The sequence below is a fragment of the Rheinheimera soli genome (assembly GCF_021290985.1).
Classification (GTDB): Bacteria; Pseudomonadota; Gammaproteobacteria; order Enterobacterales; family Alteromonadaceae; genus Pararheinheimera; species Pararheinheimera soli.
The window spans coordinates 25,518-40,519 of the sequence record NZ_JAJOYU010000016.1; the positions used below are offsets into that span (position 1 = coordinate 25,518).

The 15,002-nt window shown below is 47.7% G+C and carries 7 protein-coding genes; 5 read left to right on the forward strand and 2 right to left on the reverse strand.

Annotation, left to right across the window (positions count from 1 at the left end):
* Window positions 1–38: 38 nt before the first annotated feature.
* From LSG37_RS12340 to LSG37_RS12350, 3 genes are read left to right on the forward strand one after another with little or no spacing between them, the layout of a single operon-like run.
* Window positions 39–1,235 (forward strand): efflux RND transporter periplasmic adaptor subunit, encoded by a 1,197-nt coding sequence (locus tag LSG37_RS12340; protein WP_233080160.1) that lies wholly within the window; start codon window positions 39–41, stop codon window positions 1,233–1,235.
* Entirely contained in the window at window positions 1,236–4,328 is a 3,093-nt protein-coding gene (locus LSG37_RS12345) for a multidrug efflux RND transporter permease subunit (RefSeq protein WP_269836576.1), read from the forward strand.
* A complete protein-coding gene (locus tag LSG37_RS12350) occupies window positions 4,325–7,411 on the forward strand; it encodes an efflux RND transporter permease subunit (RefSeq protein ID WP_233080161.1) in 3,087 nt (1,028 codons plus the stop codon). Before LSG37_RS12345 ends, LSG37_RS12350 begins: the two co-directional genes overlap by 4 nt.
* Window positions 7,412–7,526: 115 nt before the next feature.
* On the opposite strand, the gene LSG37_RS12355 is transcribed toward LSG37_RS12350, so the two are convergent.
* Complete coding sequence (locus LSG37_RS12355; RefSeq protein ID WP_233080162.1) at window positions 7,527–8,747, reverse strand: sugar MFS transporter; 1,221 nt, start codon at window positions 8,745–8,747, stop codon at window positions 7,527–7,529.
* A gap of 61 nt (window positions 8,748–8,808) precedes the next feature.
* Window positions 8,809–11,358: a glycoside hydrolase family 3 protein gene (locus LSG37_RS12360; RefSeq protein ID WP_233080163.1), complete on the reverse strand. Its 2,550-nt coding sequence runs from the start codon at window positions 11,356–11,358 to the stop codon at window positions 8,809–8,811.
* Between the two features lie 32 nt (window positions 11,359–11,390).
* Between LSG37_RS12360 and LSG37_RS12365 the strand changes: the two genes are divergently transcribed.
* A complete protein-coding gene (locus LSG37_RS12365) occupies window positions 11,391–11,636 on the forward strand; it encodes a hypothetical protein (RefSeq protein WP_233080164.1) in 246 nt (81 codons plus the stop codon).
* Between the two features lie 242 nt (window positions 11,637–11,878).
* Entirely contained in the window at window positions 11,879–14,845 is a 2,967-nt protein-coding gene (locus LSG37_RS12370; RefSeq protein WP_233080165.1) for a TonB-dependent receptor, read from the forward strand.
* Window positions 14,846–15,002: the final 157 nt, after the last annotated feature.

The window sequence follows — 15,002 nt, forward strand, 5'->3', positions numbered from 1 at the left end:
TTTTACTAAACCTAAATTTTGTTACAGGGATTTATCGTATGTCTTTGCTTAAAAAGCCTTTTGTTTTAGCTGCTGGTCTGGCTGTTGCCGTTGCTGCTGTGTATTGGTTCTGGCCTGGTGCTGAATCTGCTGCTGCGGGCAAACCTGGCGCTGGGCAAAGACCTGGCGGCGCTCGTCCAGCAGGGGCTGGTGCTGCCAATAATCCCTGGGCTATGCCTGTGCCTGTAAGGGTGATTGAAGCGGGATCCACAGATTTAAAAGTGCAGATTAAAGCCATTGGTACAGTAACCCCACTGAATACTGTGTTGGTGCAAAGCCGGGTGTCTGGGCCATTGCAGCAAGTGTATTTCAAAGAAGGTGAAAAAGTGGAAGCCGGTCAGCTGTTGGCTCAGATTGATCCGGCCGATTACAAGACAGAACTGGCTCAGGTACAAGGTCAGAAAGAGCAAAATGTCGCGCTGCTGAAAAGTGCGGAACAGGATTTAGAGCGTTTTGCCAAACTCAAAGAGCAAAACACCATAGCTGCCCAGCAAATGAATGCGCAGCAAGCCTTAGTGAATCAACTGAAAGGCGCCATTAAATCGAATCAGGCTGCTATTGATGCCGCCGCTTTGCAACTGTCTTATACCCAGATTAAAGCTCCTATCAGTGGCCGTTTAGGTTTACGTGCTGTCGACCCTGGTAATTTAATTCAGGCGAATAGCGCTGAAGGTTTAATCACTATCACTCAAAGCTCGCCTATTGCTGTGGTATTCACTATTCCTGAAACTCAGTTGCAGCAAGTGCGTACAGCATTTCGTGCAGGAGTTGCTTTGTCGGTGGAAGCCTGGGACAGAGCAGAGCAAATGCCGTTGGCCAACGGTACTTTAACCACTTTGGATAACCAGATTGATATAGCCACTGGTACTTTGAAGTTAAAGGCAGAATTTGCCAATCAGAATGAAGAGTTATTCCCGAATCAATTCGTCAATGTGCGTTTAAATGTGGCGGTGCAAAATGCTGCTGTGACCATTCCGCAAGACGCTGTGCAATATGGTGCTCAGGGTACTTATGTGTATATGGTAGACGATAACAACAAAGCGCAAATCCGCGTGCTGAAACTAGGCGCAGTGGATAATGGCTTAGTGGCTGTGGAAGAAGGCTTAAACGCAGGCGATAAGGTGGTGCTGGAAGGTTTAGATCGCTTACGGCCTGACCGTGAAGTTGAGGTGATCCAGGACGCGTCTAAGGGGTAAATGATGAACCTGTCCCAGCCTTTTATATTACGCCCTGTTGCCACCTCATTATTGATGCTGGCTATTTTAATTGCCGGTATTTTAAGCTGGCGTTTATTGCCTGTGGCTGCTTTGCCTCAGGTGGATTACCCTATTATTCAGGTGTTTAGCTTTAACCCTGGGGCAAGTCCAGACATTATGGCGCGTACTGTCACAGCGCCTTTGGAGCGGCGTTTAGGCCAAATTCCCGGCTTAAAACAAATGTCGTCCAACAGCTCTGCTGGTGCTTCTGTGATTACCTTGCAGTTTGCCTTAGTGGTAGACATGGGCGTGGCAGAGCAGGAAGTACAAGCCGCTATTAATACCGCATCTTCATTATTACCCAATGACTTACCTACGCCTCCTGTCTATCGCAAGGTCAATCCGGCCGATGCGCCTATTCTGACTTTAGCTGTCAGCTCCGATACTTTGCCTTTGCCTGCGGTTTACGATTTAGTGGACACCCGCATGGCGCAAAAGTTAGCTCAGCTGACAGGTGTAGGTATGGTGAGCTTAGCGGGTGGCCAGCGTCCGGCTATTCGGATCAAAGCCAATCCCGCGGCTTTAGCCAGTCTGGATTTAAGTGTGGAAAGTTTGCGTTCTGCTATAGCCGCAGCCAATACCAACCAGCCCAAAGGCAGTTTTGATGGTGCATTTCGCTCCACTATGCTTGAAGCCAATGATCAAATTCGCAGTACAGAGGAATACAAAGAACTGATAGTTGCCTACCGCGAAGGTGCGCCTATCCGCTTAAAAGATGTGGCTAAAATCGAAGATGGTGCCGAAGACCGTTTTCTCGCCGCCTGGGCCAATCAGCAAGCTGCGGTATTGGTCAATATTCAGCGCCAACCCGGTGCTAACGTTATTGATGTAGCCGACAGAGTGCAGGAGTTGTTACCACAATTGACCGCCACTATGCCGGCGGCTGTGAAGATCGAAGTTTTAACAGACCGTACCCACAGTATTCGTGCTTCAGTGCGTGACGTACAAAAAGAATTAGTTTTTGCCATAGTGCTGGTGGTCTTGGTTACTTTTGCATTTTTACGCAGTATTCCGGCTACTATTATCCCCAGTCTGGCTGTGCCTTTATCCTTGATTGGTACTTTTGCCGTAATGGTGTTGCTGGATTTCTCCGTCAATAACCTGACCTTAATGGCGCTGACCATAGCCACTGGCTTTGTGGTGGATGACGCCATAGTGATGCTGGAAAACGTGGCGCGGCACCGTGAACAAGGCGCTTCTCCTATGGAGGCAGCACTGAAAGGTGCCAAAGAAATAGGTTTTACGCTGATTTCACTGACCTTTTCGCTGATTGCCGTGCTGATCCCTCTGCTCTTTATGGCCGATGTAGTAGGCCGGTTGTTTTTTGAATTCGCTGTCACCTTGGCAGTCGCTATTTTAATTTCGCTGGTGGTGTCTTTAACGCTGACGCCTATGCTCTGTGCGCGTTTATTAAAAACTCTGCCGGAACATCATGATCAAAATGGTCTGATGGACCGCATTATTGCCTCTTATGGCCGGGGTTTGCAGTGGGTGTTACGCCATCAAACCTTAGCCATGTTCAGCATGCTGGCAACTGTGGCTTTAACAGCTCTGTTGTATCTTGCTGTACCCAAAGGCTTTTTCCCGTTGCAAGACAGTGGTGTGATCCAGGTGGTGACAGAAGCACCGCAGGATATCTCGTTTCAGGCTATGGCTTCACGCCAGCAGGAATTGGCAGAAAATATTCTGCAGCATCCGGATGTCAGCAGTTTGTCGTCTTTTATTGGGGTGGATGGCAGCAATACCAGCATCAATAGTGGCCGTATTCAGATCAATCTGAAACAACATGGTGAACGTGAGTTGTCGGCAATGGAAGTGATCCGCCAGCTGGAGCAACAAGTCTTGGTTGTGCCTGGTATCAAAGGCTGGTTCCAGCCGGTGCAGGAATTGAGTATTGAAGACCGCGTCAGCCGGACTCAGTATCAATTCAGCTTAACCACGCCGGATCAGGAGGTGCTGAATCAGTGGCTACCGGATTTAGTCGAAGCCTTGCAGCAACGGCCGGAATTATCTGAAGTAGCCCATGATTTACAGCAACAGGGCCTGCAGGCCTATATCGACATAGACCGCACAGCCGCTGCCCGTTTAGGTATTAATGTGTCGCAAATCAGTACTGTGCTGCAAAGTGCTTATAGCCAGCGCCAGGTAACCACCTTATTTACTCAGGCCAACCAGTATCGTGTGATTTTGGAAGTAGACCCGGATCAAATTAACGGTGTCGATGCGCTGAATAAACTCTATATCAGCTCAGGCTCTGGTACTCCTGTGCCTTTATCTGCTGTGGCCAAAGTGACACAACGACCTGCTAAGTTACTGATTAACCATCAGGGCCAGTTCCCGTCCGTGACTTTGTCTTTTAATCTGGCAGAAGGTTATTCGCTGGGTGAAGCAGTGGCCGCTATTGAAGAAGTGCAGCAGCAATTGCAACTGCCTGCCGAAGTGGAACTGACTTTCCAGGGCGCTGCTGAAGCCTTTCGGGCGTCGCTGAGTAATACGCTTTGGCTGGTGCTGGCCGCTGTGGTCACTATGTATATAGTGCTGGGCATTTTGTACGAAAGCTTAATTCACCCAGTCACCATATTGTCGACTTTGCCTTCAGCCACTGTGGGCGCTTTGCTGGCGCTGCTGATTGCTGATCAGCCGCTGGATTTAATAGCGGTGATCGGCATAGTGCTGCTGATAGGGTTGGTGAAGAAAAACGGCATTATGATGGTCGACTTTGCGTTGGATGCGCAGCGTAATCAGGGCTTGTCACCTCGAGATGCTATTTACCAGGCGGCTTTAATGCGTTTCCGACCTATTTTAATGACAACTCTGGCTGCGTTGTTTGGTGCAGTGCCATTGTTGTTGGCCAGCGGTTCAGGTGCTGAATTACGCCAGCCTTTAGGTTTGGTGATGGTTGGTGGTTTATTGGTCAGTCAGGTGCTGACACTCTTTACCACTCCTGTGGTGTATTTATGGTTTGATCGCCATTTCAGCGGTACAGAAAATGGCAGAGAAAGTGTGGCGGCAACTGAGGCTAAAGCGCTATGAATTTAGCTCAGCCTTTTATTCAGCGCCCTGTAGCCAGCGGCTTAATTGCCACGGCCATTTTGTTGCTGGGCATGTTGTGCTGGCGCTTATTGCCGGTATCTCCTTTGCCCGCTGTCGATTTCCCTATGATAGTGGTTACCGCCAGTTTGCCCGGTGCCAGCCCTGAGAGTATGGCCTCTACTGTGGCGACTCCACTGGAGCGGGCTTTGGGTAGTATTGCCGGTATCAACCGTATCAGCTCCAGCAGTAATCAAGGCTCAGCCCAGATCCGACTAGAGTTTGATTTGGACCGCAATGTAGATGAAGCTGCCCGTGAAGTGCAGGCGGCTATTAATGCAGCCCGCAGCCAGTTGCCATCCGGTATGCCCCGTAATCCAAGTTACCGTAAATTTAACCCGTCACAAGCTCCTGTGATGGCGCTGGCGTTGAGTTCTGAGCACCTCGCATCCAGCGCTTTATACGATGCCGCTTCTACTGTATTGGCGCAAAAACTGGCCGCTATTAATGGTGTGGGCGAAGTGGAAGTGACAGGGGCTTCATTGCCTGCTGTACGGGTACAGCTCAATCCAGGCATGTTGACTCAATATGGTGTGGCTTTGGATGAGGTGCGCGCTGCTATCAGCGGTGCAAACGCTGCTGTGCCTTTGGGTGTATTGGAAAGCAACGATCAGCGCTGGCAACTGGCAACCAGTCAAACCTTGCGTCAGGCTTCGGATTATCAGTCTTTAGTAGTGAAGTACGTCAACGGCGCTCCTATTCGTTTATCGGATGTGGCTTTGGTCACCGACTCCACCGAAAACCGCTACAGCGCAGGTTTTCATAACGATAAAAACGCGGTGATTTTACTGATCAGTCGTCGCACCGGTGCCAATATTGTTGAAACCATAGATGCCATTTATCAGCAAATGCCGCTGTTGCAGGCGCTGATACCAGCAGACGCTGATTTAGCTGTGGTGATGGACCGAAGTCCGGTGATCCGCGCAACTTTAACTGAAGCTCAAATCAGTTTGCTGATTGCTGTGGTGTTGGTGGTGCTGGTCGTTTGGGCTTTCTTAGGCAGCCTGCGCAGCGCATTAATTCCAAGCCTGGCTATTCCAGTGTCTTTGGTTGGCTCCTTTACCGTGATGTATCTCTGTGATTTTTCACTGAATAATTTGTCGGTGATGGCACTCATTGTTGCGACAGGTTTAGTGGTGGATGACGCCATAGTGGTGGTCGAAAACATTAAGCGCCATATAGAACGCGGTTTAACGCCTCTAGCGGCAGCGAGACTAGGCGCATCTGAAGTGGGTTTTACCCTGCTGGCAATGAATCTGGCTTTAGTGGTTATTTTTCTGTCGATTTTATTTATGGGCGGTTTGGTTGAGCGTTTATTCCGCGAATTCTCTATCACCCTGGCTGCTGCTATGACGATTAGCCTGGTAGTGTCTTTAACTCTGACTCCCAGCCTGTCAGCGCTGTTGCTCAAAGCAAAAAAAACGGGGGAAGGTGAAAGCGGAGCTTTCCATAAATTTCAGCACAAGTACCATCAAAGTGTGAATTGGAGCTTAAGTCATTACCGCTGGTTTTTGGCTGCATTGGTGCTGTTGTTTGCAGCTAATGCCTGGTTGTACAAACAGGTTCCTACAGGTTTACTCCCGAATCAGGATACAGGCCAGTTAAATGGTTTTGTTCGTGGTGACGATGGTTTTTCGTTTCAGATTATGCAGCCCAAAATTGAGGCTTTTCGCCAGCATATTTTAAAAGACCCTGCTATAGCCGACGTAACAGGTTCCAGTGGCGGTGACACAGGTATCAGCAATAGTTGGATGCGGGTGCGGTTAAAACCTTTGGCTGAGCGTAAAATCTCTGCTCAGGAGGTGGTCGACCGGATCCGGGCCACAGCACCTAAAGTACCGGGTGGCATGGTGTTTTTAAATGTCGATCAGGATATTCGATTGTCTTCGCCTTTTGGCCGCAGTGACTACGAACTGATGATGTTATCCGGCGATCTGCAATTGCTGCGTAAATGGAGCAAACAAGTTGCCGAAAAAATGCAGGAACTACCAGAGCTGGTGGATGTAGACACGCCCAGTGGTGAAGATGCGCAGCAAATCTCCTTGACGATAGACCGCGAAGCGGCGCAGCGTTTAGGCGTGGATATGCGTACTATTGCCACCTTGCTGAATAACTCCTTTTCGCAGCGTCAGGTGGCGACTTTGTATGATGAGATGAACCAGTATCGGGTCGTGATGGAATTGACGCCCGGCTACACAGCTCAGCCTGAAGTATTAAAGCAACTGCAACTGGTGACAGCTGATGGCAGCAGGGTGCCCTTGTCCAGTATTGCCAGTTATCAGTACAGTCTGGCCAATGATCGTATTCGCCGCGATGGTCAGTTTGCTTCTGTGGGCATAGGTTATGGCTTAGCGCCAGGCGTGACTTTGCAACAGGCATCAGCCGCTATTGATCGGGTGCTGGCTGTGGCTATGGTACCAAGCGGTATTCATACCATCAATGGCGAAGATCAGCGTAACGCTATGTTTAAAACCGGCGATCAGCTTTGGTTGATTATTGGCGTGATTTTAACTGTTTATCTGCTGCTGGGCGTGTTGTATGAAAGTACGATCCAGCCGATCACCATTTTATCTACCTTGCCTTGTGCTGGTTTAGGCGCTCTGCTGGCACTGTATGTCAGTAATACCGACTTTAACCTTATAGCCTTGCTGGGGCTGTTTTTGCTGATTGGCATAGTGATGAAAAACGCCATCTTGCTGGTCGATTTTGCCTTACATGCTGAACGCGATCTCGGCTTATCACCCAAAGAGGCGGTCGCTTTGGCGGCAGCACAACGTTTGCGTCCTATTTTAATGACCAACTTTGCTGCCTTATTAGGCGCTGTGCCTTTGCTGTTTGGTATGGGCGAAGGCTCAGAGTTACGCCAGCCTTTAGGCATTACCATAGTAGGTGGTTTGCTGGTCAGTCAGTTGCTGACGCTCTACAGCACACCAGCTGTGTATCTGGCATTAAGTAAATTCCGCAGGAAAACAGCAGAAGACCTGTTGATGCCTGAGCATAGCAACGAAAAAAAGGCTGAGGTTTAGCTCAGCCAGAGGCGTTAAAAAAGGCAAGGCCAACCGGGATGCAGTCGCAACAACGTTCCCGACAGTTGCGACATACCGTCCATCCATGGACATATGCCTTGCCCCGGCTTGCGCCTTAACTGGTTACTTTGCGACTGCGTAAACCGAAGTAGCAAATATAGATGTAGCAAAATATCGGCAGAATAAAAGACAGCGCCAGACCATAAGCGTCGGCCAGCATGCCCTGAGCTACCGGCACTAAAGCGCCGCCTACTATGGCCAGACACAATAAACCTGCACCCTGACTGGTGTATTTTCCTAAACCATGTAACGCCAGACTGAAAATAGTCGGGAACATAATAGAGTTGGCGATACCTATGGCCAGCAGTGCCAGTAAGGCCAGTTGACCCTGACCTGTAATGACCAATACCAACAACGCAATAGCGGCCGCAGCGTGAATAGCCAGTAATAAACCTGCGTTAATACGCTGCATTAATAAAGCACCGACAAAACGCCCCACCATAGCTCCACCCCAATACCAGGCGACATAGTGGGCTGCTTCAGCTTCTGCCAGCCCTGTAATTTCAGGCAGAGCAATAAAGTTGACCATCACTGAACCTATAGCCACTTCAGCGCCAACATACATAAATATGCCTAAAGCACCCAGCCATAAATGCTTGTATGGCAGCAGGGCTTTAATGGAGATTTTTTCTGCTGCTGTGGTGTTTTGAACTTCAGGTAGTTTCAAGCGCGCAAATACAAAAGCCACGGCAAATAAGGCTATGGTCAGCACCAGATAAGGCAGTTGTACCGCATCAGCACCTTCAGTACTGTCGAGCTGGCTAAGGATCAACGCTGCACCAATCAGAGGTGCTACAGTAGTACCTAAAGAGTTAAAGGCTTGTGTCATGGTCAGGCGGCTGGCTGCTGTTTTTGGGTTGCCCAGTATGGTGACATAAGGGTTAGCGGCCACTTGCAAAATAGTAATGCCGGATGCCAGCACAAATAAAGCCGCTAAAAACCAGGCATAACTGTGAAAGCTTGCTGCCGGAATAAAGTTCAGTGTGCCAAAGCCAGCAATAGCTAAACCTATCACTATACCTTTCTGGTAACCCAGCTTATTAATCAAGGCTCCTGCAGGTAAAGACACCACAAAATAAGCGCCAAAAAAGCAGAACTGGATCAACATGGCCTGAGTGTAAGTCAGATCGAAGACGGCTTTTAAATGCGGAATTAAAATGTCATTCAGACAAGTAATAAAACCCCAGATAAAAAACAAAAAAGTAAGAGCAGGTAAAGCCCAGCTACTGACTGGTGTGCCGGAACCCTGCACTTCGGCGTTTTGAACAGTTTGCATTCTATCCCTCATCAGGCCGCAGCTTGACGGCCTTTCTTGTTATCAGATTGTGGTTAAAAAACTATTGAGCCGCAGGGCAGCTCAGATCGGCCGTTGCTGTGGCAGGGGTCAGTCGGATATTGGAAATACTTAACTGATAAGCTGCTTCGCTATGTAATACAAAAGGCTGCTGTAGATGATTCAGTGCTGCGCCTTTGGCAGCAAAACAGCTTAAATCAATCACGACTTTGTGCCACTGGCCTGCGGCTTTGCCGCGGATCAGTTCAGCCAAATCCAAAGTGCCACCACAGCCTGAACCACAGGATTGAGCTAAAGTCACAGCTGTTGTAGGTGCTGTATTCCATTTCATATCTACCACCAACTGACCATAAGCACTGGCATCCAGTGGCACTGCAGCCTGCAGCACCAACTTAGCTTTGGAATTCGCAGCCCAGTCGAGCAATAAGGCATCTTCCTGCTTTTGCCAGTTTACTGCGGCTAAGCTCAGGCTTTGGTCGGTACTCTTGGCTTTGTTGCCTGTGACTGTGACCAGACCTTGTTCATCCTGCAGCAACAGGCTGTAACCTGAAGCCGGACGGCGCTCAAATAAACTTAAGCTTTCATTGCTGGCGCCGGTTGCACTGTTGATTTGTTCGGATAAATCATTGGCGATAGTGGTGTTGTCCTGATAGGTCAAGCCATAACCAAAGGAAAAAAGCGGATCGTAGTTGCTATCCCCTTGATTTAACGGTGATTGATCCGCTGTTTTAGGCCAGGAGAATGGCAGTTTGCCCTTAAAATCATACTGAATTTCACCAGCTTGAGTTTTAAATAAAACGTCAGCCACCGCCTGACCTGCGGTACCAGGTAACCAGGCCGCAACAAAGGCATCGGACTGATTCAGCTCAGGGTTCACCCATAAAGGCCGGCCTGTTAAAAATACAGTGACTACAGGAATGCCGTCCGCTTTGAGTTTTTTCAGTAATTCCAGATCGGTATTTTTACCAGCCTGATAATCCAGAGTACGGATATCGCCATCAAATTCGGCATATGGGTTTTCACCTATCACTACAATAGCGACGTCAGGCTTTTGCTGATAACTGCCATCGACGCTCAATTCGACTGTGCCCTGAGCTGCTTCAACCTGTTGTTGTATGCCTGAATAAATGGAGCGCCCATTCGGGAAATCGGTATTGGTGTTGCCTGTACCTTGCCAGGTTAAAGTCCAGCCACCACTTTGTTTACCAATATTGTCGGCACCATCGCCTGTCACCAGCACCTTTTGCTGAGGTGCTAAAGGCAGTAATTGATTGTTGTTTTTCAACAGCACTAAAGATTCACGCACGGCCTGGGCTGCAATAGCCTGATGATCAGCATGACCTATCAGTTCTGATTTACCAGCCAGTTCCGACTGCGCCGGATTGCCGCGTTCAAATAAACCCGCACGGATTTTCACTCTTAAAATACGGCTGACGGCGTCATCCAAACGAGCTGGCGAGATATCACCGGCTTTGGCCTGAGCCAGAGTATTTTGATACAGCAGTTTCCAATCTTCCGGCGCCATTAAAATATCCACACCTGCATTGACTGCAGCGGCGCAGTTATTATTGGTGCAGCCCGGAATTTGGCCGTGACCGTTCCAGTCTCCTACCACTAAACCATCAAACCCCATACGCTCTTTTAAAACAGTAGTAAGCAGGTAGTGACTGCCATGTATTTTCTCGCCATGCCAGCTGTTAAAGGTGGCCATCACGGTTTGCACACCTGCATTCAGGCTACTGATATAACCCTGAGCATGTAAGCGGACTAAATCGGCTTCGGTGTTCAGGTTGTTGCCCTGATCTTTACCATTTTCAGTGCCGCCATCACCCAGATAATGTTTAGCTGTGGCTATTAAGCGGCCGCTGTGCATAAAGTCAGAGCCCACATTGCCCTGAATACCTTTGACCAATGCTGCGCCTAATTCTTTTACAATAGTCGGGTCTTCTGAATAACTTTCATAACTGCGGCCCCAGCGGTCATCCCTGGCTACAGCAACTGTTGGGGCAAATATCCAGTTGATACCAGTGGCAGCCACTTCAGCTGCTGTGGCTTTGCCTATCGCTTCCACCAATTGGATATTGTTGGCGGCACCTAAACCTATATTGTGTGGAAAGACGGTAGCGCCAAATACATTGTTGTGGCCATGCACAGCATCTGTGCCCCAGATAGGTGGAATAGAGCTGCCGTCTTTACTTGAGTCCACGCCTGCATCGTAATAGGCCTGAGCTAAAGCCACCCAATCTGCTGCTGTGGATTTTTTATTGTCCTTTGGATAAGCACCACCACCATTTAAATACGAACCAAAACCATACTGGCGCATATCTTCTGCTGTCATCCAGCGGATATCTGGCTGGATCAACTGAGCTACTTTTTGCTCAATAGTCAGAGTGCTCAGCAGTTGCTGAACTTTTTGTTCAGTATCAGTGTTCGCTAAAGAGCTTTTTAATTCAGGCCACAGAGCAAGGCTTTCGGCAGTTGTTGTTTTAACTTCTGTTGCTGTTTCAGTTGTGGCCTTTTGTTGACCGCAACCAGACAAAGTGGTGAAAAGTGCAGCACTGCACAACAACGCCAATGGGGTGTGTCGAAACATAATTATTATCCTGTTGAGCTCTGTTTGCCTTTGTGTCCGCTTTGGTTGGAAAGTCAGACCTTTACAAAGTATCAACAGAGTTTTTATCGGCGGGGCTGGCAGGCAAATCAGCATTTTTGTTTAAGCAAAAGCATACAAAAACCCTGATGGGTGCTTGGTGTTCTGTCCCCGTGTCCTCCGGGCTTATTAAAAGCTCCGGTATGCAAATCTTTGATTTGCTTATTATTGTTTTAAATTTACATCACATTGTTTCAGCAAAGGAAAACACAACACCTTGATATGCTTGGCTAGAATGCAATTGTAAGCGGTTTCATTTTTAACTGATAAAGTCAGTATTGCCAACTGTTTTTTAACCAAAATGTAAGAATTAGTTTTTCTGTATTGACGAGTTAAAAAAAATCACCTAAGTTTGTGAAAGCGCTTACAGTTAGTTTTGGGGAGTAGTTAAGCTATCTGTCCGGCGTCACAATAATTTTCTTATAAAAGTAAAAAGCCAAAAAACAGTCGACAGGGAACTAAGATGAAATCCAAAACATTCAAAAAGACCAGACTCGCCACCAGTCTGTCATTAGTGCTCGGAGTAGGCGTTGCTATGCCTGCTTTTGCGGATGCCGCACAAGAGCAAAACGCTAAAGCTGAAGAAAAAATTGAAGTGATCAGCGTGACCGGCATTCGCGGTAGTCTGATTAAATCCATGGATACCAAACGCTCTTCTACAGGTATTGTGGATGCTATTTCGGCGGAAGATATAGGTAAATTCCCAGATACCAACCTGGCAGAATCTCTGCAGCGTATCAGCGGTGTTTCTATTGACCGTGTCAACGGTGAAGGCAGTCGGGTTTCAGTCCGTGGTTTTGGTCCGGATTTTAACTTAGTGACACTGAACGGTCGTCAAATGCCTGTGACTACAGGTTCGCGTTCTTTTGATTTCGCTAATATTTCTGCTGACACTATCAGTGGTGTTGAAGTAAACAAAACTAGTTTTGCTTCAAACCCAACAGGTGGTATCGGCTCAGTTATTGATGTGCAAACCTTAAAACCTTTAAGTGCTGGCGGCGAAAAAGCTGTATTTAGTGCGGCCATGGTAGATGACAGATCCACCGAAGAAGGCAGTGCTACTCCGGAATTAGCAGGTTTGTACTCCACAACTTTTAACGATGATAAATTTGGTGTGTTAGTGTCAGCCAGTTATCAGGAGCGTGAAAGTGGTAGTCAACAAGCCAACGTAGGCACAGGTTGGCGCAGCTTCCCAGGTTCTGTCGATATCACTTCTGGTCAGTGGGGTAGTATCCCGAATGATAATCAGGTGAATCGTCCTGGTGCCAATGATGTGTATTCTGTGCCACAAACCACCATTTACAAATTTGAAGAGCAACAACGCGCCCGCACCAACGGCCAGTTAGTGCTGCAATATGCTCCTACTGACAATCTGATCGCATCCTTAGACTATACCTATATGCGCAATGATATCGACACTCAATACAACGATGTGTCTGCCTGGTATACCTATGTTCCTTCACAAAGTGTCTGGACTGATGGCCCTGTATCTTCACCGCTGATTTATTCAGAAGACTATGGTAATAGCTTTGCCGATTTGTCTATGGGTGCTGGTGACTATGGTGTGCGTAACCAAAGCGGTTCTCTGGGTTTGAATCTGGAATGGCAAGCAACAGACAACTTAAAATTGAGTTTTGATGCGCACCAATCAGATGCTGAATTCAAACCAAACCATGCTTTAGGCTCAAACAATACCTTAAGTACAGCCGCCTTTGTTCGTCAGAGTGCTGCAACAGACTTTACCGGTGAAATGCCTTTGCTGGCTGTTGAAGGTGGTAATGCTGTTCGTCCTTCCGACATGATAGTAACAGGCAGCGTATTCGGTAATTCGACCAACAAGTCTGAAATTGATCAGTACCAGTTTGATGGAGAATACGTGCTTGAAAACGCGGGCAGCATAGATTTTGGTATTGCTATCACAGACGTTGATAACCATTCAAAATCAGTGAACGTGCAACGAAATGACTGGGGTGGTGTAGGCCAGGCCGGTGATTTTGACGATTCTTATTTCCCGGCCGGTACTATCCATGACAAATTTAACGCGGGCAAAGGTGATTTCTCCTTAATGCCGGATCGTGATTTTGAAGTTCTGGATACTATTTTCTTCTGGGATTTCAATACAGTACGTGCCCGTGCTGAGCAGCTCTATACCCCAGCTGGTTTTGTTGGCGCCGGTGATTGTGGCACCAACTTCTGCCCTTCCACCGATTACAACAGTGACGTAAACCGTTACACCAAAGAAGAATCGCGTTCTGCTTATGTGCAGTACAACTATGAAAAAGAAATTTCTGGCATGCCGTACGATGTTCATGTCGGTGTACGTTATGAACAAACAGACGTTACTTCAACGTCTGCAGTCGCTGCCTACAATGGTGCTCGTTGGGTAGCGGACACTGAAATTGTATTACAAGCCAGTGGTCAACGTGAGTTTCAAACGAAAAGTGGTGATTACGATTACATCTTGCCTAACTTAAACTTCAATATTGAAGTAGTGGATGACGTGATGTTACGTGCCGCCTACAGTGAAACTATAGGTCGTCCGGACTATGTTGCCATTCAGGGCGGTACTGTAGTGGCTACTATAGCCAACCGTGCCGGTGGTGGTGGTAATGCTGGTAACCCAAGTCTGTTGCCTTTGGAATCCAAAAATATCGACTTGTCGGCTGAATGGTACTATTCACCATCTAGCTACGCCTCTATTGGTTATTTCCGTAAAGACACCAGTAACTTTATCAGCAACTCTATTGTGAAATCGACTATCTACAACATTCCTAACCCGGTAGATGGTAAAAAGTACGATGAAGCAGTGGCGGCTGTTGGTAATGATGCCAGTGCTATTCGGGACTGGATTTTTGCCAACTATCCAAATGCTCCGGGCGTGAATGTAGCGGCTGGAACTATTGATGGTGTTGCTGGTGAAGATGAAGATTTAGTATTTGATATCAATACACCTTCCAACGGTACTGACTCTGAAGTGATTGATGGTTGGGAATTTGCGGTCCAACACGCATTTGGAGAAACAGGTTTTGGTGCTATAGCGAACTACACCATGGTGGATAGTGAAACAGGCTATAACAACTTCCTGTTGCAGGACCAGGCGGCTGTAATTGGTTTAAGTGACACAGCCAACGCCATTTTGTTTTATGAAATGGATGGTTTTCAGGCTCGTATCGCTTATAACTGGCGTGATCAGTTCCTGAACTCCAGAGGCCAGGATACAGGAGCTCATCCAAAATACACTGAGGCTTATCACCAAATTGATATGTCTGTCAGTTATGACTTACCACAAGTGGAAGGTTTAACAGTTTATGTTGAAGCCCTGAACGTGACTGATGAGCATATCCGTGTTCACGGCCGCGCCAAAGAGCAGGTATTAAGTCTGGTTGAATCCGGTGCTCGTTACAGTATCGGTGCTCGCTACAGCTTCTAAGCTGGACCAGGGCCATAAGGATATGGCCCAATCTCTACTGGCATCTTCAATCCGGATTGAAGATGCTATATCTTGATAAATTCTGCCCTATAAAGAAGTAATAAACAGCAGCCTTGATGGCAGCTCACAAACTTCAGACAAACTATAACTAAAAATA

Excerpts from the sequence above, each read along its gene's own strand:
- LSG37_RS12350 (WP_233080161.1), top strand. The coding sequence starts at position 4,325 with ATGAATTTAGCTCAGCCTTTTATTCAGCGCCCTGTAGCCAGCGGCTTA.
- LSG37_RS12340 (WP_233080160.1), top strand. The coding sequence starts at position 39 with ATGTCTTTGCTTAAAAAGCCTTTTGTTTTAGCTGCTGGTCTGGCTGTT.
- LSG37_RS12360 (WP_233080163.1), bottom strand. The coding sequence starts at position 11,358 with ATGTTTCGACACACCCCATTGGCGTTGTTGTGCAGTGCTGCACTTTTC.
- LSG37_RS12355 (WP_233080162.1), bottom strand. The coding sequence starts at position 8,747 with ATGCAAACTGTTCAAAACGCCGAAGTGCAGGGTTCCGGCACACCAGTC.
- LSG37_RS12370 (WP_233080165.1), top strand. The coding sequence starts at position 11,879 with ATGAAATCCAAAACATTCAAAAAGACCAGACTCGCCACCAGTCTGTCA.
- LSG37_RS12345 (WP_269836576.1), top strand. The coding sequence starts at position 1,236 with ATGATGAACCTGTCCCAGCCTTTTATATTACGCCCTGTTGCCACCTCA.